Below are 23,413 nucleotides of genomic sequence, written 5' to 3'. Positions count from 1 at the left end.
AAATACGCCACTTTTTAGTCATATTTATAAAAAAGAAATAAATAAAAAAGGCTGAATTTTTAAAATTCAACCTTATACTTTATTTTGCAATTGTTACAGCACGCTTTTCTCGAATAACTGTTATTTTAATATTACCCGGGTAATCAAGTTCTTTTTCAATTTGGTTACGAATGTCTCGTGCCAATACTGTAATCCGATCATCTGAAATCTTATCAGGCTCAACCATTACGCGGACTTCACGTCCAGCCTGAATAGCATATGCCTGCTTAACCCCCTCATACCTGTTAGCTATTTCTTCCAGGTCAGTAAGTCTTCTAATGTAGTTTTCCAAACTCTCGCTTCTAGCACCAGGTCTTGCAGAAGAAATTGTATCCGCTGCAACTACCAGTTCAGCAATAAATGATAGCTTCGGCACATCCCCATGGTGTGCTGCAATTGCATTAACAACCACATCCGGCTCGTGATATTTCCTGGTCAATTCCACGCCTATTTCAACGTGTGAACCTTCAATATCATGGTCGACTGCTTTTCCAATATCGTGTAATAATCCCGCGCGAACCGCTAATTTCTCATTTAATCCAAGCTCCGCAGCCATTGTTCCAGCTAGTTTTGCAACTTCAATCGAATGACCCAAAACGTTTTGACCGTATGATGTCCGATACTTGAGTCTACCCAATATTTTGACCAACTCCGGATTCATTTTGTGAATCCCCAGTTCCATTAGAGCGCTTTCGCCAGCTTCGTAAATATCATCATTAACTTCTTTACGAGCTTTATCAACTGTCTCTTCGATTCTAGCTGGGTGAATTCTTCCGTCTTTAATTAAACGTTCCATTGCCCTTTTCGCAATTTCACGTCTAATGGCATCAAAACCACTTAGCGTGACAACTTTAGGTGTGTCATCAATAATTAGATCCACTCCCGTTAGCGCTTCAAAAGATCTGATATTGCGCCCTTCACGACCGATAATTCGGCCTTTCATTTCCTCATTAGGCAAATCAACTACTGATACCGTAGTTTCGGCTACCGTATCAGCAGAACTGCTTTGGATAGCATCAATAATTATTTTACGTGCATAATGGTCAGCTTTAGCTTTCACTTCTTGATTGCTATTATTAATCATTTCTGCTCGTTCTTTAACTAATTGGTCTGACAATTGATTTAAAACAAGCTTTTGTGCCTGCTCCTTGTCCAAGTGAGCAACTTCATATAGCTTTTGTGTAGTCTGTTCGACTAATTCATCTACCTTTTGCAACTTAGTGGTTAATTCAGTTTGCTTATTTTCTAGCTGTTGGTCTTTTTTAGTTAAATCATCCTCTTTTTCTTTTAGCAAAGAGTTTTTATGATCAAGAGTATCCTCTCGTTGCGTTAAGCGATTTTGATCACGTGCTATTGTATCACGTTTGTCGTTTAATTCATCTTCAACTTTTTGTCGATAATCTTGAATTTGTTCTTGAGCTTCAAGAATTTTTTCTTTTTTGGTGTTTTGCGCACTTTGTTTGATAGCGTCAGCTGCCTGCTTTTGTGCATTGACTTCTGCCTTAGCAGCATCGACTCGTGCTTTTGCTTCGGTTAAAATATGATCGGCATCGTTTTGAGCATTTTGGGCTTTCTTTTCCCAAATGTTTTTACGTATAGCGTATCCTACAACTATGCCTACTATAATTGAAATAATAGCAATCGCGACGGGAATCAAAAATTTACTCATCATGATTTCTATCGCCTTTTTTTATTTTTTTAGATTATTCACACAATATTAATGATAAAGAACCACAGGGATTATGTCAAACGACAAAAAAAAAACCTCAACCAGTTTTCACAGGTCAAGGTCTATTTCCTCATAGTTAGCTGCTTTTGCTGTCAGCTTCTTTTTTATCAGAAGCTTCCTTTTCTTTGCTTGCAACTTTCTTAGCTTTTTTCTCTTTTATTTTTTCCGGATCTTCTCTTTCAGCTACGGATTCCTCATCAATACCAAAAGCCTGACGAACTTGTTTCTGAACATCATCATAAACATCAGGATGATCTTCAAGATACTTTTTCGCATTTTCACGGCCTTGTCCAATCCGCTCATCATGATATGAATACCAGGAACCAGCTTTAGCAATAATGTCCTTGTCAGCGGCCATATCTAGAAGTTCACCGCTTTGCGAGATGCCTTTACCATACATCATATCAACTTCGGCAACTTTAAAAGGTGGTGCAACCTTATTCTTAACAACTTTGATCTTTACGCGGTTACCAGTGATTTCACCACCAGTTTGTTTAATTTTTTCTGCTCTTCTAATTTCAAGTCGAATAGTTGCGTAAAACTTAAGTGCACGACCACCTGGCGTAGTTTCAGGATTACCAAACATGATCCCAACTTTTTCACGTATTTGATTAATAAAAATTGCTATAGTTTTAGTCTTATTAATATTACCTGAAAGTTTACGCAATGCTTGACTCATTAAACGTGCTTGCAGTCCAACGTGACTGTCACCCATCTCGCCGTCAATTTCAGCTTGAGGTACAAGTGCTGCAACTGAATCAACTACTAAAATGTCAATCGCACCACTCGTAATCAATGTGTCCGCGATCTGCAATCCCTCTTCACCAGTGTTAGGCTGGGATAAAATTAGTGAATCAACATCAACACCTAGTGCTTCTGCATAAGCAGGATCCATCGCATTTTCAGCATCAATATAAGCAGCGGTGCCGCCTCTTTTTTGCACTTCAGCGACCGCATGTAAAGCTACTGTCGTCTTACCAGAAGACTCTGGTCCGTAAATTTCTACAATTCTACCACGGGGATAGCCGCCAACTCCTAAGGCCGCATCAAGAGCAAGCGAACCTGAAGGAACAGTTGAAATTTTGGTGTCAGCTTTATCGCCCATACGCATAACGGCGCCTTTACCAAAATTCTTTTCAATTTTCTTAAGTGCATTTTCCAATGCAGCTTGTTTTTCATCTTTGGCCAAGACTCTTGTCCTCCTATAAATAGTTTTATCATTTTAATACGTAATAATTATACTTTGCTTTAGTGTATATTTGCAAGAAAAAAGGCGAACAAATGTTTATTAATTTTATTCACAATAATAATTACGTAAAAATTGCCAAAAACTTTTTTAGTTTGCCTTTTTTAATCCCTTTGGTTGTAATATTTTCTGCAAAAAATTCAAAATGACATCTGCCAAAATCGCCATTAATGCTGTAGGAAGGGCACCAGCCAGTATAATTGCACTGCCGTTAGTAGCATTAGTGCCGCGAATAATAATGTCCCCTAAGCCACCTGCTCCAACGAACGAACCAATTGAAGTAATACCAATAGCTATGACTAAAGCATTTTTTAAACCAGCTATAATAACTGACATTGATAAGGGCAAACGGACCATGTAAAGCAGCTGCAACTTTGTCATACCCATTCCTTTTCCGGAATCAATAACGTTTTTATTAACATTACTCATACCAGTATATGTGTTTTTAATAATAGGCAAAAGTGAATAAAGCGTAACAGTTACGATAACAGTCATAACGCCCAAGCCTAAGCCAATCATTACGATGGATAAAAGAGCCAAAGATGGGATTGTTTGGATAAAGTTAGCAATTTCAACAACAAAATCACCTAAATGGCCATTGCGAGAAATAAAAATTCCCACTGGAATACCTATAATTGCAGCAAATAGAACCCCATAGATTGAAATGAGGAAAGTACGATTAAATTGTTCTAATACATAACTGCCATTATGGACATAATAATAAATAAATTGCTGCCACAATGATAAATGAGACATTATTTCTCCCCCCTAAAGTAATTATGTTTTACTAAAAATTGATGTGCAACAATAGACGGCTCAAGCAACTTGTCATCAACTTGAAAATTCATTTTACGAATATCATGCACACTCACATTGCCAACTAGTCTGGTCAGTATTGGTTTTAATTCAGGATGCTCACGCAATAAATAATTATTGATTAACATCCCACAATTATATGGTGGAAAGAAATGCTTATCATCTTTTAGGAGATGTAAATTATAGCTGTCAATTCGACCATCTGTTGAATAGCCCAAAATAACATCCATTTTCCCACTATTCAAAGCAGAATAAACTAAACCAATGTTCATAGGATGGGCTTTAGCAAAAGTCATCCCGTAAGCTGTTTGGAAAGCTGGATAACCCACTCCTGGAGCATTTACCCACTCGGATGCTACACCAAAAGAAAATTTGTCTTTAACTTTCTTTAAATCTGAAATTTTATAAAGATGATATTTCTTTTGATCTTTTGCTCTAACCATAAAGGCATAATTATTAGCAAAACCATAGGTATGCAAATAGGTTTGGTCCCATCTCTTTTTTACTTCTCTGCGAACTGTATCATTTGCCTTTTTGGAATCTTTAATCGCAGGTAGCAGCAAATTAGCTGTTAACTCGCCACCATCATACGCAGCTGCTTGAATATCAGCATCATGACGATACAAAGCCTGGTGCTGCATCGGTGCAGACCCCAAATTATTAACAATAGAAGTCTTATATGAAGTCTCGTGCTCAATTAATTGGGCAACAATATTAGCCATAATTTGCGACTCAGTGGTTGTCAGGGCTGTAATTCTAATATTTTTTTCACTGCCCTGACTATCAGAAAGTCCAGGTAAACCACAAGCACTAGCAGTAAGCATTATGAGCAAGGTGGTTATCATCAACAATATTTTTTGCAAATACTTTTTCACGATGAACACCTCCTTATATTCCCTTTGGAGTCAGCTTACGTTCCAGCTTACCCAATAGGTAATCCGTTAGCAGAGCCAAAATAATTACTGGAATCGTTCCTCCAAAAATCAAATCCGTTTGATAGAGGCTGAGTCCATTAAAAATAAAGTCTCCTAATCCGCCAGCACCAATATATGAAGCAAGCGTTGCCCAGGCAATTACATAAATTGCAGAAAGTCTGATTCCTGCCATAATTACGGGCATTGCTAAAGGAATATCAACTTTTAAAATAAGCTGCATATTAGTCATGCCTAAACCTCTAGCAGAGTCAATTGTATCTTGATTAACATCAGTTAGTCCTACGTAAGTGTTACGTAAAATGGGCATTAAACTATAAAGAAAAAGAGCAATGATTGCTGGTACTTTGCCAACACCAAAAAACGGTATCATTATCGCCAGCAAAGCCAAAGCCGGTATAGTCTGCAGCATACTGGCTATTGCTATCACCACTTTAGCAACTCGCTTAAATTTCATTAATACAACGCTTAATGGAATTGCAACTATTATTCCTAACCCTAAAGAAATAGCAGAAATATATATTTGTTGCCAGGTTTTTACTAATAATTCTGAACCATGTTGTGCAAAAAAGGCTGACATTATTATTTCGCCTCTTTTTCTGAAGAACCTTGCAGGTGACTTTTATCGCCCCATATTTTTTCATAAACAACATTTACCAAACTAGCTCGAGTGACGATTCCAACTAATTTTTTATCTGAATCTGTTACTGGTATGTAACTCTTATTACGACTCATAATCCGACTAAAATTATCACGTAGATATTCCTCCGGACCGACAGTCCCTAGTTTAGTAATCAATATATCGCTGACGCTACTTGCTTTAGGGTAATTGCGTTGCAAATCATCAATTGAAATGTAACCTTTAAGATGGTCTCCATTATCAACTACTAAAAGCGTATCAACTCGATGCTCCTTCATCATAGTTAAAGCATCAGTGAGAGAAGCACCTAAATCAATTTTTGTTGGATTAGTCAGCATCACATTTTTAACTTTTACAGTTTCATATTTTGCTTCTGACAAGCGCTCCTCACCAATCAAGCTCTTAACGTAGTCATTTGCAGGTTGGTGTAAAATCTGATCCGGTGTTCCTACTTGAATTAACTGGCCATCATGTAAAACAACTACCTTAGTTGCAAGCTTTAACGCTTCGTCCATATCATGTGTGACGAAAACTATTGTTTTGCCTAAGCGCACTTGTAAGTTTTGAACCAAGTTCTGCAAGCTTTCACGAGTTATTGGATCGAGCGCGCCAAATGGTTCATCCATTAATATCAAGTTTTGATTTGCCGCAAGCGCACGTACGACACCTATTCTTTGCTGCTGACCACCAGATAGCTCTGTTGGGTATCTGTCTAAATATGACTCAGGTAATTCAGCCATTTTAATAAGCTTTTGTGCTTCTCCAGTCAGCTTTTCTTTAGGCCACTTTAATAATTTTGGTACTAAAATGATATTTTCTCTGATGGTCATATGAGGCATTAAACCATTATTCTGAATAACGTAACCTATATGACGCCTTAAATTGACAGGATTGAAACTTTTAACATTCTTGCCGTTAACAAGTACTTCACCTTTAGTTACACTGTTCATGCGATTTATCATACGCATTATAGTTGTTTTCCCTGAACCAGAGGTGCCAATCAGGCAGCAAAAATCACCTTTTTCTATTTTAAAACTAATATGTTTAACAGCTGCATTTTTCATCTTAGGATATATTTTTGAAACGTCCCGAAATTCAACTGCTGGTACTTTTTCTACCATAAAATTTCCTCCTTTTCCAATATTCCCTTAATTTAATCCTAACAAGTAAATGTAACTTAATCAACAATCTGTCTTTTCAACAGTAGTTTATATTAAAAATAATGCACAAAAAAACACTACTAAAAGCAGTGCTTTTTTCTATATTAACTTTTCATTAATTTACATTGATCCTTCGAAAACATCCCATGAACTGTGGAAATAATCCCAACCAGAATAAATTGTAAAGATTAATGCAATGTATAGCAAAATTGTTCCTATGTGACAGAAGTTTCCGATTAACAGGAAAATAATGGAAAGCATTTGACAAGTTGTTTTAATCTTGCCAGGCATGGCTGCAGCCATAACTTGACCCTTGTTTTCTGCCAATATTAAGCGCAAACCTGTTACTGCTAATTCACGACAAACTATAATAGCGATAACCCAGGCAGGAGCCAGATTTAACGAAATTAACATGATAAAAGCAGTCATGGTAAGCATTTTATCTGCCAGCGGATCCGCAAATTTACCAAAATTGGTAACAAGGTTGCGTGATCTTGCTATGTGCCCATCAAACCAATCCGTTGCAGATGCCACTGCAAAAACAATAGCTGCAATGACTAATTTCCAATAAACAGTTGTTCCTGCAACCTTAACACTAGCATCGCCACCAAAAATGACAATTAACATAAAAACTGGTATCAATAATATTCTAAAAACCGTTAACTTATTAGGCAAATTCATTCTTAACTTTTCCTCCCAAAATAACTATCTTTCATTACTATCATTCCCACCGGAAGAAGTGCCACCTGAATGACCAGATTCACTACTGTGTTCATTATTATTTGACTGATTGCTATCATGACCTGACTGATTATTATTCTGGTTACTCTGGTTATTATTTTGATTACTTTCTTGGCTATTGGATGAACTAGAATTATTGTTGCCACTAGTACCATTATTAGTGCTATGATTGCCAGTTTGATTATGGCTCTGGTTTTGATGATTTGAATTACTATGTCCTGAATTATTGGTCGTGGCTCCAGAATTGTTCTGACCATTTTGAGTTTGATTACTTTGATTGCTGTTACGTTTACCAATATAAAAGGTCAAAGAAAGATTCGAATTCTGAGCAGTGTATGGAACTTTTTTACCACCAATTGTAACTGAAGTCCCGACAGCATTACTGAAAGTAACAACGACAGTTTGAGCAGTTTCAGGAATCCTCAATGTGTGCTTTTGACCAGCAGTTAAAGTCTGACCACTTTGGTTAACGCCGTTCATAGCAATAGAAACTGTAGTAGCCTGATCACCAGCTCGCACAACCAAATTGCGATTATTTTTTAGACCAGTAATTTGGAACTGATTTGTAGCTAATTCTTTAATTTTTACGCTCTTCTTTTTAGGTTTCTTGATCTTTTGACGATGTTTATCATTATCTGAAGAAACTGATACATCACCCGCTGTATTATTATTTTCATTGCGGTTAGAAGAGAAATGAGCATAAACAACATAGCATACCAAAATAACAACGATTATTCCCAGGCCAACAATAATTCGTGGAAGGTAATCTTGCCATATCTTTTTCTTATTATTAGTTGTTTTGCTGACTTCTTCACTTTTATTGTCAATCGAATCTTCAACAAATTCTTCAGGCTCAGCCTTTGGTATATCCTCGTGATATTCACTTAGCAGCTTTTTACCATCCAAACCGACTATTTGAGCATACTGTCTGATAAATGCTCTTACATAAAAATCACCCGGAAGCTTATCAAAATCATTTTGCTCAATCGCCGTCAGATATCTGCCTTGAATTTTGGTTGCTTTTTCAATATCTTCAATTGAAAGTCCCTTAGCCTCTCTGGCACTGCGTAATTTATCTCCGATATCTGCCATAGTTACCTCTTTAAATCCTAAATTTACTCTTTGAGTATAACATATACTACATACTATTTTTATATTTAAATGAGCCAGCCGCCACTTACATAAATAGTCTGACCAGTTAAATATCCAGAATTAACGTCCAGCAGCGTTTTAACCCAATAAGAGATATCTTTGCCCTCTGCTAAACGTCCAACAGGTATTTCGCCCCTAACCTCTTCCATTGCTTCTGGTGCTAATATTGAATTCATTGATGTGTTGACCGCGCCAGGTGCTAAAACATTTACTGTGAGATTGGCAGAAGCCACTTCACGAGAATATGCTTGTGCGAAGCGCTCAAGTCCAGATTTTGAAGAACTGTAGACAGCTTCCATAGCGCTGCCTGAACCACCATAAACCGAACCTAAATAAACAATACGACTATAATCATTTTTTATCAAATGAGGTTCTAACAAGCCTGTTAATTTAATAGGAGTAATCAAATTTATGTGCAAAACTTCATCAATTTTGGTCATATTCTGACTGCTAACAAAATTATAATCTGTAACTCCTTGGGCAAATACCACTGCGTTCACTGGCAAAAGCTCACTAACAAATTCTTTTAATTTGTCATTTTTAGCCAAAAAATCTAACTTTATAGGAATAAAGTCCTGACTAGGATATTTTTGACTCATTCCTTCAGCCATAGTATAGGCCTTTTGCCAATTTTGACTGCAATGAACATAAAGAGACCAACCGGCGTTGGCTAAGTCAGCACAAATAGCTTGACCAATGCCACCTGTTGCACCAAATACAAGTGCTCGCTGCAATTAAAACATTCCTTTTATTTTATTTTAGTATGAAGATGACCATATAGCTAAACTAGTCCATTAAAGATAAATTCAGTTATGTATTCATATTCATTTTTATTTTAACATTATTTTTTTGCAAATTTGAACTAATAAAACGACATGATAAACTTTCTTAAAAATTAGGTCTTATCCTCATCTTTTTTAGGCGGTAACAAAACTTGACGAGGCTTTGATCCTTCAGATGGGCCCACAATCCCCTTCTCTTCCATCGCATCAACTATTCTGGCAGCACGATTGTAGCCTATACGAAATCTTCTTTGTAAAAGTGATACACTTGCTGTTTGTTGCTGTCTTACCAGTTCAACAGCCTGATCATAAAATTCATCCTCTGGTTCGTCATCTTGTTTTTCTGAATTTTCTTGACCTTTTTGCGGAATCATCCCTTTATCATATTCAGGCTTTTGTTGTTTCTTTACCCAAGATATTATCTTCTCAACCTCATTTGAAGAAACATAAGCACCTTGAATTCGTTCAGGTTTGGAGGCTCCTACCGGCATGTACAACATGTCTCCTCTGCCGAGCAACTTCTCAGCTCCCGTTTGGTCTAAAATTGTTCTTGAATCAATACCACTTGAAACAGCAAAAGAAATTCGAGATGGTACGTTTGCCTTAATTAAACCGGTAATGACATCAACACTTGGTCGTTGAGTAGCCAAGATCATGTGAATTCCCGCAGCGCGCGCCATTTGCCCCAAACGCACAATTGCACCTTCAACATCGCGGCCACCAACCATCATCAGATCACTAAGTTCATCGACTACGACCAAAATATATGGCAAAGGTTTCATCGCAGGCTTAGATTTATCTCGATTATTGAGTTGAACCTTATCATTAAACTCACCCACATTACGGACACTACTTGCGGCAAATAGTTTATAGCGTCGTTCCATTTCCTTAACAGCTTTGCCTAATGCATTCGCAGCTAACTTAGCATCTGTAACTACCGGTATCAACAAATGTGGTACACCATTATAAACCGAAAGTTCAACCATTTTAGGATCAATTAAAATCAACTTAACTTGATCCGGCAGTGCCTTCATTAATATACTCGTTAAAATGGTATTGATTGCAACAGACTTTCCGGAACCTGTCGAACCAGCAATGAGAAGGTGGGGCATTTTAGTTAGGTCAGCTGAAATTGTTTGTCCGCTAACATCCTTGCCCAAAGGTACTTGCATAGGATCTTTTTTAGCTCTATTATCTTGATTCTGCATTACATCTTTAAAAGCAACAACCGAAGTGTTTTTATTCGGCACCTCTATACCGATATATGGTTTGCCCGGTATAGGCGCTTCTATTCTGATATCTTTTGCTGCCAAGGCAAGAGCCAAATCATCTGCTAAATTAACAATCCTGCTAACTTTAACTCCAACAGCAGGCTGTACTTCATAACGTGTAATTGTAGGACCCAAAATCGCTTTTTTTATGATAACTTTGACGCCAAAACTTTTAAAAGTAGATTGTAAAGTTTGCGTATTTTTGCGAATAAGAGCCTTATCGGTACTTTGATCAACATTCTTAATGCTGTCAAGCAAGGTTAAAGGAGGTTTTTGATAATTTGGACTTACTTTCTGATCTTGTTTAAGTTCGCCATGATCAACAGATTCCAATTCTTGCTTAATTTTCTTATCTTCTTCAACAAAAGAATGTGATTTGGGTAAATTGCCACTGGTATTATCAGTTTTGCTCTCTTTTTGAATATTATTTTGACTGGCCACCTGAATTTGTGGCTCAACCGGAGAATGTTCTGGCATATCACCAAATTCTGATTCATTCGAAACAGAATTGTCTACATCCGTAGTGTCTGCAAATTCTTCGGTTGACTTGTCATTAACAGCAAAATCATCAACATCAGGAAAAACCATATTTTGAGAATCCGATGTCTCCTGTAAATTTTGAGATTGTTCATTCAAGTTCTTCTGTTGTTGTTTTTCTCTGAATGAACCATATTTATCTTTTATTTTCGTGCCAGCTGCCTTATTTTTAGCAATAAAAAGCTGACTAACCGTCTGAAATTTTTTAATTATAGTTGCAAACTTTACATCAAAGAACATTAAAATGCCGCATGGAATCAATAAAATCGCAACTACACGCAATCCTATATGGCCTAGTAAGGGATAAAATATTTGGTAACATAATGCGCCAATGACTCCTCCACCAACATGTTTGGTAACAGCCATTCGGCCAAATTCGGCAGATATTTCATGCCAGAATGCATTCATAAACGCATTATTTACAAATTCACTTTCAAAATAAACGCTGCTCTGAATTAATAAAAATCCGAGTATTGCAAAAAACAGACCACAACTGCGCTTAAATTTAAAGTGCATCGGCTTGTTGTAAATCAGCATAACCAGGCCAAAAATAATACCAATTCCAGCAGCTAATAAATATGAATCTCCAAAAAAGAAACGAAAAATATTCGCAACTTGTTTACCAAGAATTCCAAATTTAACAAATGCCAAAATTGAAATAATAATTTGTACAAGGCCAACAATTGCCCAAGTAATTCCAGTATTCTGATTTTTCTTATGAGATTTAGTGGTTTTTCTCCTCTTCTTTTTAGGCATAATACTACCTAATCAACAATTAAAAATTTGCTTGGAAGTTCAAATTAACTGGTTCATCCAAAGTAATTTGAGTAACTTCATAAGTAAGGGTTTCAATATATTCAACTAATGGACGACTAAGCAACTTATAATCTGTCTTTTCCAGATCGCTGCCATCACCAAAATAATCTTTAATTTTAACGATCTGACTAATCATTCCACTTACAGAAAAATCTCCCGGCGCAGGTGCTACGTCAAAAACAACGGTTACATCAAAATAATTGCCGTCAGTACCAGCATCAGTTGTGCCATCATCATTTTGTTTTTCGACTTTTTTTAAGCCAAAATTTACCTGATCTTTAGTTTCCGGCTCTTCATTAATATCATAATGAAAATTTTTGACTATAACAGGAGTTTCTTTTTCAAAATCCATCTTAGTTTCCTCCTAAATTTCTTTCATAGCGCTCAGGGCGATTGTAGTTATCTTTTAATTTATCATTTTCATAATGATGTGTAGTTTCTAAATTAGGAAAACCCTGCTGACGCAATGCTTCAAGTAAAACTATCGCCACTGAGTTAGCCAAATTATAACAACGAATATTATCCGACATTGGTATTCTCAAATTGCGCTCGTAATATTCTCGCATAAATGTTTCTGGTAAACCAGTAGTTTCTTTGCCAAACACAAAGTAATAATTTTTCGCAGAATCTGTATAATCTATTTCCGCATAATTTTTTGAAGAAAATTTAGAAATAAGATACATTTCGTCTTGGGGACCGAGTTGACCTAGGAATGCATTAAGATCTTCATGTACCCGAACATCAACCTTATCCCAATAATCCAAACCTGCTCGTTTCATTTTTTTGTTATCGATTTGAAAACCTAATGGCTCAATCAAATCAAGAACTGTATTAGTCCCGGCACAAGTTCGAGCAATATTACCAGTATTAGCTGGCATTAGTGGCTCATATAACACTACGTGATTAGTCAATCTGTTTCTCCTTCACTAAATTTTTTAATTTTTAATAATAAGAATTATTTTTTTGGCGCTTTTTCTTCTGATTCTGTGATCAAATTATTCTGATGTCCAGTGGCATCTTCGAAATCTTCATCATCTTCATCTTCTTTGAATACTTGAGAAACATTACGATAATAGTTATAAACACGTAAAATAATAATTTTTAAAATAGCATAAATTGGAATACCAAAAATGACGCCCCAAAGTCCCCAAACAGAACTTGAGCCTATCAATAACAAAATAGTGGTTACCGGGTGCATCTCCATCTTGTTTCCCATTACCAAAGGACTAATAACCCTTGACTCAATGGTCTGTTCGATTGCAAAAACAACCAAAACTTTAATTACCATTGGTACAGAAAGCATAATAGCAATCACGATTACAGGTATAAATGAAATAAAAGTACCAAAATATGGAATAAGGTTAAGAATACCGCTTAAAACAGCAAGGGCAATGCCATACGGAAGTCCGATGATACTGTAGCCAATGGCAAACATTATTCCGACCCAAAAAGCAACAGTAAGTTGTCCTCTAATATAAGATGCTAGTGCAGTATTAATATCGTAAAGAAGTTCGCCAAAACTTTTCTGCCAACGCTTCGGTGCAAATTGCATTAAGTAAGGGCGTAAATTGTGAGCATCTTTTAACATAAAAAACAGAATAAAGGGTGCAGTAAGTAAAGTCATAACTATAATAGTAACAACACTAATTGCTGAAGAAATATTGCTAAGCGCTGCATTGACGGCCTCATGACCTGACTTAAAGAGCATATCTTGCGCCCTGTTGATAGCATCATTAATATTGCCCTTAACACTGTGAAGTTGCGGATTACTCAGCCAATCCTGTACCGCATTTGTAGCATCCTTCCAGATATGAGGCCAATGAGTAATTAATGAGTTAATTTGACTTTGAACAATTGGCAATAAAGTATTAACTATCCAAACGAGCAAAACTGCTACTAAAACAAATAATCCAAGAATAGTAACAATCCTTGGTACTTTGAACTTTCTCTCTAAAATATCTACTAGCGGATTCATAATATAAAACTGAATCAAAGCCAGCATTAACGGAGGAAGAATCGCACTTACAAAGACCTTAGCGGGATTTAAAACAAATGATATTTTGTTGAACAACCAAATCACAAGGAAGAACAACAAAATGTTTAGTAGTGCAATACTAAACCGATTATTCAAAAACCATTTTTGAAATATGGTTCTTTTTTTATGCTTTTTCTCGTAGTCCATCAAATCATCCTAATCAAATGTGTTCATATACTATGTCATCACCAATATTAAATTCAGGCATTGTCTGTTTATCCTCTATAGTGAAATACACACCGTTAGCAAGAGGATTTTTTGACTTTTTCTGATTAAAAAACAGCGTTACATGACCTAAAGCTCTCATATCGCTGGTAACCATGGAACCGACAAAGTCAGCAATATAGGTCTGACCATCGATTGTAATTGTGTCGCCTTTTTTCATAATAAAACTACTGACAGGGGTTTGGGCATTAAATTTTTGAATAACCGAAACATCGACTAATTCGGGAGTGACATTTTCACCAAATAAAATCACCATATTACCCTTAGGCTCAATAGCTTGTTTACCAATTTTTGTAATAGTTGCTGTCCATTTCATAATTTGCTCTCCTTAAGCTTTAATTTTAGCATAACAAAAACCGCTTAACTAATATATAAGCGGTTTTCTTTGTTACTTCTTTATTTTTTATGATAAAGAAGCCATTTTTTAAGTTCATCGATAATAACTAACGGTATTGGCAGACAGAATAAGAATAACCAGTCAACCGGTAATAATCTTGTCGTATTGAATAATTGCTGCAAGCCGGGAGTAACAGTTAAAGCCAAAAACAGAAGGATTTCGAATATAATTCCGTACCAGATATTACGATTGCTGAATATGCCTTTCTTAAACAGAGAAACTTTGTTTGTTCTGCAATTCAGCACGTTTGCGATCTGCGTAAAAATAATTGCTCCCAAAACCATTGTAGTTGCACGCATATAAACTGGACCATCAGCAGCTAATGGCACATGAGGCCAGCCGTTTTGGAAATTCACAAAGAAATATGCACCAATTGATATGGCACTGGAAATCAAACCATACCACAAAAACGCTTTAATAATTACGCTTCTGTTGAGCAAGTGCTCATTACGTTTTCTTGGAGCTTGTTTCATGACATCAGGATCAACAGCTTCTCCGCCCAGTCCTAATGCCGGTAGCATATCCGTTCCCAAGTCGACTGTTAAAATCTGCATTACAGTCATTGGCAAAGGAATCATGCCTCCAGAAAATAGAAACAATATCGATGGAAAGGCCTCCGGTACATTTGAAGTCAAAATATAAGTTAAAAACTTACGGATATTGCTGTAGACGGCACGGCCTTCTTCAATTGCGGCCACAATAGACGCAAAATTATCATCAGTCAAGATAATATTGGCTGCATCTTTAGCTACATCCGTACCAGTCAAGCCCATTGCTATACCAATATCTGCCTGCTTCAAAGCAGGTGCATCGTTAACTCCGTCACCAGTAGAAGCTACAATTTCACCATTTTCCTGTAAAGTTTTAACGACCTTATATTTTTGTTCAGGAGCTACTCTAGCAAAAATCACTTCTCCTTTCAATGCTTCTCGTAAATCTTCATTGCTCATGGTTTCTAGTTCATCACCAGATATGACTCGTGCCTTGTCAGAGGTCAAACCAATTTGAACTGCAACAGATTTTGCTGTCAACTTGGAGTCCCCAGTAACCATAATAATTTTAATTTTTGCTTGGTGACAACGTCTAACGGCATTATATATTTCAGGACGAGGTGGATCACTCATTGTAGTCAAACCAACAAATACTAAGTGCTCCTCAGCTGATTCAATGGTTAACTTAGTAACATCAGTATTTTCTTTTTCCACAATTCGATAGGCCATAGCCATACTGCGAAGTCCTTTAGCAGCATAGTCGGCATTGTGTTTTTCGGCTCGTTTCTTATCATCGTCAGTCAGAGTCCGAACTTTACCATCGACTTGAATTTGGTCACACTGCTTAATCACATCGCTAAAAGAACCCTTAGTAAAAATGATATATTGGTGATCATTCCAGCGATGAATAGTTGACATCCGCTTTCTATTAGAGTCAAAAGGCAGTTCTCTTAATCGCGGATACTTAACCAAAACTTTTTGACGATCAAACCCTGCTTTTTCGGCCATAATAATTAAACAGGCTTCAGTTGGCGTCCCCAAAATTTTGGGCTTTCCTCCTTTGACCTTGCTGGGTTGAACAGCAGTATCGTTGTCCAAAGATGCTATTTGAACCAACTTATGCAAGTCGGGATTTTCTTCATACCACAACTGCTTATTGTTTAATTCAATCTGCCCATTATTGACATAACCATTGCCAGTAACTTTATATTCATTTTGAGGAGTCCAAATGTAATGAATAGTCATTTGATTCTGGGTTAAAGTACCCGTTTTGTCTGAACAAATAACTGTAGTTTCTCCAAGTGTTTCAACAGAATTTAATTCCTTAACCAGTGCATGTTTTTTGGCCATGCGTTTAACACCCTGAGCTAAGCTAAGAGTTACAGTAGGCAATAAGCCTTCTGGGATAAAAGCTACAATCATCCCTAAAGCAAAAATAAAGGCTTTAGCAAACGGATATTTAACAAAGAAAATTGCTGCAATCAAGAATAAAACGCCTATCGAAACAGCAATAATTGATAATTGCTTTGTCAGACGGTTTAATTCCTGGGTTAGTGGACTATCGACTTTATTTTGCTTTTGGGTTAACTGCGCTATTTTACCAAATTCAGTATTCATTCCCGTCGCAAATGCTATTGCACGAGCTGTACCTGAGCCAACGGTTGTTCCTGAATAAACCAAGTTAGCTTCAGCGTAACTTCCTTCACCTGGTGCGTAATCCGTAGTTTTAGATTCAGGTACAGATTCACCATTTAAGGCACTTTGGTCAACCTGCATCGAACTGGCAGTGATCAGTCTGGCGTCTGCTGGAATAGCATTACCTGCTTGAAGAATAAAAACATCTCCGGGAACCAATTCTTTGGCATCAATCTGAGTTTTTTTACCATCACGAATTGCCTGGACATAAGTTGGCAACATATTATTTAAAGCATCTGTTGCTCTTTTAGCTGCCCTTTCCTGCCAAAAACTAAACAAACCATTAATAATGTTGACCATCCAAATGGCAATTCCCAATTCAATGGTACCGCTGAACATTGCTACAGCTCCGGAAATCCACAACAAGATTGCCATCATACTAATAAAGTTCTTAAAAAAAGTCTTCCATTCAGACTCTTCCTCAGACTTTTTAATTTCATTACGACCATATTTAGCCAATCTTGCGGTTGCTTCTGCAGAAGTTAAGCCTGCAGAAGATGAGTGAAGATTAGTATAAACTTCAGAAATATCATTCTTAGCATAAAGCTCTCGAATTTTATTTTCTTCCATTCCCAACATACCTCTTATTTCAAAACTTTTAATTTTAAACTAATCAATAAAGCCGACACCATACTTTAACACTTTTTAAAATGTTAAAGTCACTCAATATTTTTACAATTGCGTGTCATGCTATACTAATTATTGAGACAATTATAAATGAAATTGGAGGCTTTTCAAGCATGAAATTATTAATCGGCGGATACACTAAAAAAAAGTCAACGGGAATTTATGAATTACCCCTCACACTTGCCGAAAACGGACTAGAAATGCAGATGGGACCAGCTAAAGAAGTAATAAAAGTTGGAGGTCCAACATACTTTGTCCAAGATGGTAAACTTATTTTTACTATTAATAACGCTGGCTCTAAGGGTGGCATCAGTTCATTTGAACTAGTTAATGGTAAGTATCAGGAAAAAGATTCTTACTTAACCCCCGGTTCGTCACCTGCTTATATTGGCATTAACCAGAAAAAGAAATTGCTCTATACTGCCAATTACCATACAGCAGTATTAGCCGTATTCTCATTTGATGATGAGGGCAAGTTAACTTTTTTGGATTCAGTGACTCACACTGCAGATAGCCTAGGCCCTTGTCCTGAACAAGCTGATGGCCCCCACCCGCATTTTTTTGATCAAACACCACAAGGAAATCTTGTAAGTTGTGATTTAGGTAATGACTGTGTTGATTTTTACAGTTTTAAAAATAATAAGCTGCATCATTTAGCTAAATATCAAAACGAACCCGGTTTCGGCAGTCGCCACATTGTTTTCAGCCCTGACGGTAATTATTTTTATGTTGTCGGTGAGCTTTCAAGCAAAATTAATTTAGTCAAGTTTGATGAGACAAATTGGCAATTTACGAGTATTGCCACTTATTCAACCATCCCTGATGATTATTCCGACCACAATGGAGCTGCTGCTATTAAAATTAGTAAAGATGGTAAATTTATTTACACTTCCAACCGTGGTCACGATACCATCACTGTTTTTGCAATTAATGATGATCATACCCTGCAATTACGTCAGAGAATTTCAACTTTTGGTGAATTTCCGCGAGATTTTAACTGGGATAAAGACGAAAAATATGTAGTAGCAACTAATCAAAATTCTGATAATGCTACTTTATATACCAGGGATGCGGAAAATGGCTGCTTGACTCCTGTGCAAAAGAATATTTTTGTTCCAGAAGGAACCCGCGTGCTTTTTAGCGAATAATTTTTCCATAACAAATAAAGAGTTGTCTAAAATAATGACAACTCTTTTTTATTACATGTGCTAAAATTATTTTGGAATATTCTGCCATAATTCCTGCATATCAATTGGATCAGGGACCTCAATACTAACTTGCCTTTCTTTGTTGAACGGATCAGGAAATTCTAAGTAAAAGCAATTTAATGCTTGCCTGTTAAAATTATCTTTTTGCCCATATAATGGATCTCCATATAACGGATGACCAAGATATTGCATGTGCAAACGAATCTGATGAGTCCTCCCGGTATAAAGGCGTAGTTCCACTATACTGGCATTTTCTTTTTGTGCAATCACTTTATAAGCAGTTTTTGCCTTCTTACCTGAAGAATCAATACTGCGCACAATAGAAGTCCCCTTTCGTCCAATTGGCTGATCAATGATGCCCTTTAGTTCGTCTAAACCAAAATTACCATGAACTATTGCATGGTACTTTTTAATAAACTTATCCTTTTTGAGCTGACTAAAACGTGCATGAGCAATAGCATTTTTACCAACTAAAACCAAACCAGAAGTGTCACGGTCAAGTCGCGTTACAATATGTGGCTTGATATTCACACTTTTTTTGCGCTCAAAATAACCTAAAATTTGGTTAACGAGTGCGTTATCATCGTAGCGAGAAGGAATCGATAAAATCCCTGCAGGCTTATTAACAACCAGATAGTTTTCAGTTTCTTTAACAACTTCAATAGGTTTTTGCGAAGGTATGAGCCATGGATTATGCTTTTCCTGACCCGGAATGAAAATCACTTCATCGCCAACATGTAAAATGAAGTTTGTATAGCGCCTTTTATGATTAACAAGAATCATTCCACCCGCATTTTTAGCATTATTGACAGCTCTTTTTGAAAAACCATTCTTTAATAAAAAAATCCCCAATTTTTTGGGGGCTTTTTCATCTACAGTAACTTTAAATAGTGTCATCGTTATCTCCAATAAATGCACTTTGAACTCTTGACCAAAAATGGGTATGTCCAAACCTGTCAAAATGAATTTCCTTAGTAGAAATACGGTAATTAATCTTTTTGGCATTTCTAATATTAATGCGACGACCATCAATGGTCATTACAAAATGATCAGCATTAGGAACTATGGTAACGCACTGCTCGGGAGCGAGTACAATTGGTGATGACAAGGATCTAAAAATACTATTGTTAATAGAAGCTATTTCCGCCATCTGTAAAGCTTTAAGTCTCGGATGGATTACGGCACCACCAAGCGATTTATTATAACCTGTTGAGCCAGTTGGAGTTGAAATACATAAACCATCTCCGCGGAAATTTTCAAATAACTGATCATCAATGTAAACTTTAGCTTCAAGCGTATGTGAAATGCGCTTTACTGCTGACTCATTTAAAGCTAAAAAGTGTTTCTTTTCATTAGCTTCAGTTAGAAGTTCCACCTCTAACAGCGGATAGCTGGCAGACTCAGGTTCTCTTAAAAATAAAGCATCTACCATTTTATCAACTTCAGGACCACGCCAATCAGTATAAAAGCCCAGATGTCCAGTATGGATGCCGATGAAGCGAATTGAACTGATTTGGTTTTCATATCTGTGAAAAGCATTTATCAAAGTTCCGTCTCCACCGACCGTAATCACTACATCTGGATACTTGGCATCAAAGACAACGCCCTCTTTGGTTTCTAACAATTTTCGCAAGTGCGCCACTACCTTTAGTGTCTCCTGATTGGTGTTATGGGCAATTGTAATTCTCATTATTTTTCCTTACCCTTGTTTTTGGTAAAAACTTTCTGAGCCTCTTGCACTTCATCTTTAATTAATGACATTTCTTCATCAAGCTTATATGCCGTTTCTGCAGTAGATTTTAGTCTTTCAGAAATATCTTTAGGATAAGAACCCTGATATTTGTAATTGAGAGTGTGTTCTACCGTTGCCCAAAAGTTCATTGCCAATGTTCTAATCTGAATTTCAGCTAATAATTTTTTTGGACCAGTCGGCAAATAAACAGTATATGAAATAACCATATGATAAGAGCGATAGCCCGAAGGTTTGGCATTTTTCACATAATCACGTTCTTCAATGACTTCCATGTCGGCACGTGTATGAATTAAGTCTACCACCTTATAAATATCATCGACAAATTGACAAACTATTCTAATTCCCGCTATGTCTTGCATATCAGTTTCAATAACGTCGAAACTAATTACACGTCTTTTCATTTTTTCTTTAATTGAGTCAACAGTTTTCACCCTGCCGACCACAAATTCTATAGGTGAATGTTCTCCCTTTGTCAAGAAACTTTGTCTTAAAGAACGAAATTTCACCTTTAATTCTCGCACGGCCTCTTCATATGGCCATAAAAAATTATCCCAGTCATAATTCATAGAAATAACCCTTTCTCAAACAGCATATTCATTTTAACATAATTTATATGATAGCAATTTCATATGGTCATTTACCTTAATAAAATAATCCCTGTTTTTCTATACAGGTGCCTAAAGCCTTATTACAAAGTCTTTTTTCTTGCACATTAAACCTTTTGATATTATGATAAATTTATTAATTTCAATTAGGCTATACTATCATAGCTTTAGCACTTATTTTACTTATTTAGAAAATTTTAAAATTTAATGACATTTGTTTTTGATTTTTAGAAACTACTTTTGAAAAATATAGATTTTGATACAGAAAATTAAAGCATTTCTTTCATAAACAAAATTGAATGGAGTAATATTAAATGTCACAAAATAATGAAATTGAAGCAAAAATCATCTTGCCTAAGGCAATATACCAAAAACTTTGTCATGATTTTCCAGTAAAGCAAAGTTTTACACAGGAAAATTATTATTTTGACACTAGCGACGGTTTGCTAAAACAGTCTAATATAAGCTGCCGCATTAGACTTTTTGCTGACCACGCAGAGCAAACTCTCAAGGTTCCAAATAAGAATCCCATACAAAAAGATTTTCATGAAGCAATAGAAATTAACGATTCCTTAAAATTAAATGAAGCAAAAGCATTTATTAAGCGGGGGGCCGCTGGATCGCCTATAATTTTTAAGTATAGTGCAGGAAAATATTTGAATCAGAAATTTTCACAGAAATTAAACCTTCATTTGCAAACTTATTGCAAAACTCATCGCATATTAGCGAATGGACCAAAAAATTGTGAATTAACTTTTGATGATAACACTTATCCAGACAACTACGAAGATTTTGAACTTGAGATTGAAAACCATAATCCAGATTTAATAGCGCAAATTCTTGCAAAATTAAAAAAAGAGTATAAATTTACACAAAATTATGCTAACACTAACCAAGCGAAAATTGCACGCGCTTACATACATCGTGTTAAAATATAATTGAAGGATAGTTTTCAAAGGATAGATATTTAATAATTTTATACTTGATAATCAGTATTGGAGGAGCCTGATCATGTTCGAGATTTTTCTTTTTGTTAATCCCGTTGGTATATATTGCTATAATACGGAAGTTTTAATCAAAGACGCAATTGATGAACTTAATATCAACTCTTCATTTCATTTTGTTCCAATTATAAATGCAAAAGTAATCAAAGAGGACATTATTAGAAGAAAAAATGATGGACAGAAAATAAAAGATATACCACAATACACAATTGTCTCTTTTCAGGTCTTACGACATTACAATGCTATTAAGATAGAATATGGCAACAAAAAGGCACGTGCTTATTTAGTCGCTTTGCAACGAGTTATTAGCAACGATTTTAATAAATATACAGAAAGTTTGCCTAAACAAATTGCAGAAAGTTTAGACTTGGATTTTAATCGGATCAATGATCGCAAAATTGCCCACTATGTTGATGAATCTATCCAACAAGACAAGGATCTTGCACGTAAATTCAATGTTCGTAATTTCCCTACTACAGTTATTTTTAATGAAAGTGGCAATTATAATGGGGTAATGCTAGAAGGCATTCTTGCACATGACAAACTAATAAAGCTTCTTAAGGATAATGGTTGTATCGCAAGTGACCCAAAGGGCTACTACCCGGTGAGACACTTACGACTGATTTAAATATTTACTTACATTATCTGGTGAATTTATTTTTCGAAAATTGGTAAAAACCCAGGACGGCAAATCTTCTATGGTTTGGCGCTTTTTATATAGCAAATTTGCAATTTGCATGCCTTTCAAACTCATATGTTTTAGTTGCATTTGCAGATATTGCTTTTGCTGTGTGGAATTAACGTGATATTTTTGCAATAAAGGGTGAAAATGCCACAACTGTTTTAAACCTATTGCATTGATATCGAATTTTTCCTCTTGGAAATGAAGCTTATTTGTTAATGGCTCAAGCAAAACGTTATATTTTAGTCGAATAATTTTTTTAAACGGATCGATCTCTAAATAATAGTCTTGCCAAAAATAGTTTCTGCGAAAGAAAATAAGCTGCGATTTTTTTATGTTTTGTCCTAAGAAATGCCTCTTACCAACTATCCATATATCCTTAATGCCTATTTGCTTATACAAAAAATGGCGGTGGCGAAATTCTGACTTATTTAAAGGAGCGCACTGAATTTCGAAAGCTAAATTTGAAGCTGCTAATATATCAGCTCGCAGTTGTCCATTAGCAAGATTAACTTCTGTTTCTGCATTAAAATGTACTTCTCTGAGTGCTTTTGTCAGTATACTTTTACTCTGTGCATGTTCTTTATTTTCCCCACATAAGTTAATTTCAGAAGGTATATGTTTAAAGTAGGGTCGCTTGTCTTTACTTACTAATCGCATTTCTCGTTCACAGTGTGGACAAAAATAATGTTTTTTAATTTTATTGTTACTTTGGGACAACTTGGCTTCCTCAATTGCTAAAACCAAAATATTATTTAACAATGCTGCATACATATTTATCACCTAAGAATAAATACGCAAAAAGGCAGGGTTTTACCTGCCTTTTTTGG

General features: G+C 36.0%; 22 protein-coding genes. 3 read left to right on the top strand and 19 right to left on the bottom strand.

Annotated elements, in window-relative coordinates:
* Positions 1-79: 79 nt before the first annotated feature.
* From rny to JF76_RS03180, 15 genes are all read right to left on the bottom strand, one after another.
* A complete protein-coding gene (gene rny / locus JF76_RS03250; protein WP_379854500.1) occupies positions 80-1,708 on the bottom strand; it encodes a ribonuclease Y in 1,629 nt (542 codons plus the stop codon).
* Positions 1,709-1,844: 136 nt separating this feature from the next.
* Complete coding sequence (gene recA, locus JF76_RS03245; protein WP_034977431.1) at positions 1,845-2,957, bottom strand: recombinase RecA; 1,113 nt, start codon at positions 2,955-2,957, stop codon at positions 1,845-1,847.
* A 147-nt stretch (positions 2,958-3,104) separates the two neighbouring features.
* A complete protein-coding gene (locus JF76_RS03240) occupies positions 3,105-3,770 on the bottom strand; it encodes an ABC transporter permease (protein ID WP_045927786.1) in 666 nt (221 codons plus the stop codon).
* Entirely contained in the window at positions 3,770-4,675 is a 906-nt protein-coding gene (locus tag JF76_RS03235) for an osmoprotectant ABC transporter substrate-binding protein (RefSeq protein ID WP_045928912.1), read from the bottom strand. Before JF76_RS03235 ends, JF76_RS03240 begins: the two co-directional genes overlap by 1 nt.
* Before the next feature lie 43 nt (positions 4,676-4,718).
* Complete coding sequence (locus JF76_RS03230) at positions 4,719-5,342, bottom strand: ABC transporter permease (protein ID WP_045927785.1); 624 nt, start codon at positions 5,340-5,342, stop codon at positions 4,719-4,721.
* Positions 5,343-5,344: 2 nt separating this feature from the next.
* Entirely contained in the window at positions 5,345-6,523 is a 1,179-nt protein-coding gene (locus tag JF76_RS03225; RefSeq protein ID WP_045927784.1) for an ABC transporter ATP-binding protein, read from the bottom strand.
* Positions 6,524-6,682: 159 nt separating this feature from the next.
* Entirely contained in the window at positions 6,683-7,243 is a 561-nt protein-coding gene (pgsA, locus tag JF76_RS03220; protein WP_045927783.1) for a CDP-diacylglycerol--glycerol-3-phosphate 3-phosphatidyltransferase, read from the bottom strand.
* A 24-nt stretch (positions 7,244-7,267) separates the two neighbouring features.
* Entirely contained in the window at positions 7,268-8,395 is a 1,128-nt protein-coding gene (locus JF76_RS03215; RefSeq protein ID WP_045927782.1) for a helix-turn-helix domain-containing protein, read from the bottom strand.
* Positions 8,396-8,460: 65 nt separating this feature from the next.
* The gene (gene ymfI, locus JF76_RS03210; protein WP_045927781.1) at positions 8,461-9,189 is read right to left on the bottom strand and encodes an elongation factor P 5-aminopentanone reductase; all 729 of its coding nucleotides are present in this window, start codon (positions 9,187-9,189) and stop codon (positions 8,461-8,463) included.
* A 161-nt stretch (positions 9,190-9,350) separates the two neighbouring features.
* Positions 9,351-11,801, bottom strand: coding sequence for an FtsK/SpoIIIE family DNA translocase (locus tag JF76_RS03205; protein ID WP_045927780.1), 2,451 nt, complete (start codon positions 11,799-11,801; stop codon positions 9,351-9,353).
* 19 nt (positions 11,802-11,820) lie between these two features.
* Entirely contained in the window at positions 11,821-12,213 is a 393-nt protein-coding gene (locus JF76_RS03200) for a DUF1149 family protein (RefSeq protein ID WP_045927779.1), read from the bottom strand.
* Position 12,214: 1 nt separating this feature from the next.
* Entirely contained in the window at positions 12,215-12,772 is a 558-nt protein-coding gene (locus JF76_RS03195) for a tRNA (cytidine(34)-2'-O)-methyltransferase (RefSeq protein WP_045927778.1), read from the bottom strand.
* A 44-nt stretch (positions 12,773-12,816) separates the two neighbouring features.
* Complete coding sequence (locus JF76_RS03190; protein WP_034977401.1) at positions 12,817-14,043, bottom strand: AI-2E family transporter; 1,227 nt, start codon at positions 14,041-14,043, stop codon at positions 12,817-12,819.
* 13 nt (positions 14,044-14,056) lie between these two features.
* Positions 14,057-14,437: a PTS glucitol/sorbitol transporter subunit IIA gene (locus JF76_RS03185; protein ID WP_034977398.1), complete on the bottom strand. Its 381-nt coding sequence runs from the start codon at positions 14,435-14,437 to the stop codon at positions 14,057-14,059.
* 80 nt (positions 14,438-14,517) lie between these two features.
* The gene (locus JF76_RS03180; protein WP_045927777.1) at positions 14,518-17,274 is read right to left on the bottom strand and encodes a cation-translocating P-type ATPase; all 2,757 of its coding nucleotides are present in this window, start codon (positions 17,272-17,274) and stop codon (positions 14,518-14,520) included.
* Positions 17,275-17,444: 170 nt separating this feature from the next.
* On the opposite strand from JF76_RS03180, the gene JF76_RS03175 reads away from it, so the two are divergent.
* Positions 17,445-18,479 carry a lactonase family protein gene (locus JF76_RS03175; protein WP_045927776.1) on the top strand — a complete coding sequence of 345 codons (1,035 nt, stop codon included), beginning with the start codon at positions 17,445-17,447 and terminating at the stop codon, positions 18,477-18,479.
* Between the two features lie 66 nt (positions 18,480-18,545).
* On the opposite strand, the gene JF76_RS03170 is transcribed toward JF76_RS03175, so the two are convergent.
* The 3 genes from JF76_RS03170 to yjbM are packed head-to-tail and all read right to left on the bottom strand — an operon-like array spanning position 18,546 to position 20,858.
* Complete coding sequence (locus JF76_RS03170) at positions 18,546-19,436, bottom strand: RluA family pseudouridine synthase (RefSeq protein WP_045927775.1); 891 nt, start codon at positions 19,434-19,436, stop codon at positions 18,546-18,548.
* Entirely contained in the window at positions 19,423-20,229 is an 807-nt protein-coding gene (locus JF76_RS03165; protein ID WP_045927774.1) for an NAD kinase, read from the bottom strand. The genes JF76_RS03170 and JF76_RS03165 overlap by 14 nt, the downstream gene beginning before the upstream one ends.
* Positions 20,229-20,858, bottom strand: a complete 630-nt coding sequence (gene yjbM, locus JF76_RS03160) for a GTP diphosphokinase (protein ID WP_045927773.1) — start codon at positions 20,856-20,858, stop codon at positions 20,229-20,231. The genes JF76_RS03165 and yjbM overlap by 1 nt, the downstream gene beginning before the upstream one ends.
* Positions 20,859-21,211: 353 nt before the next feature.
* On the opposite strand from yjbM, the gene JF76_RS03155 reads away from it, so the two are divergent.
* A complete protein-coding gene (locus JF76_RS03155; RefSeq protein ID WP_045927772.1) occupies positions 21,212-21,835 on the top strand; it encodes a CYTH domain-containing protein in 624 nt (207 codons plus the stop codon).
* Between the two features lie 73 nt (positions 21,836-21,908).
* On the top strand, positions 21,909-22,529 hold the full coding sequence (locus JF76_RS03150) for a DsbA family protein (RefSeq protein WP_045927771.1): 621 nt from the start codon (positions 21,909-21,911) through the stop codon (positions 22,527-22,529).
* On the opposite strand, the gene JF76_RS03145 is transcribed toward JF76_RS03150, so the two are convergent.
* Positions 22,515-23,357 carry a competence protein CoiA family protein gene (locus JF76_RS03145; protein ID WP_045927770.1) on the bottom strand — a complete coding sequence of 281 codons (843 nt, stop codon included), beginning with the start codon at positions 23,355-23,357 and terminating at the stop codon, positions 22,515-22,517. The two genes, JF76_RS03150 and JF76_RS03145, sit on opposite strands and share 15 nt — an antisense overlap.
* Between the last annotated feature and the right edge of the window lie 56 nt (positions 23,358-23,413).

This window comes from Lactobacillus kullabergensis (assembly GCF_000967195.1).
Lineage (GTDB): Bacteria > Bacillota > Bacilli > Lactobacillales > Lactobacillaceae > Lactobacillus > Lactobacillus kullabergensis.
The sequence above is the reverse complement of the archived record's forward strand: the minus strand, read 5'-3'. Positions and strand labels throughout refer to the sequence as shown.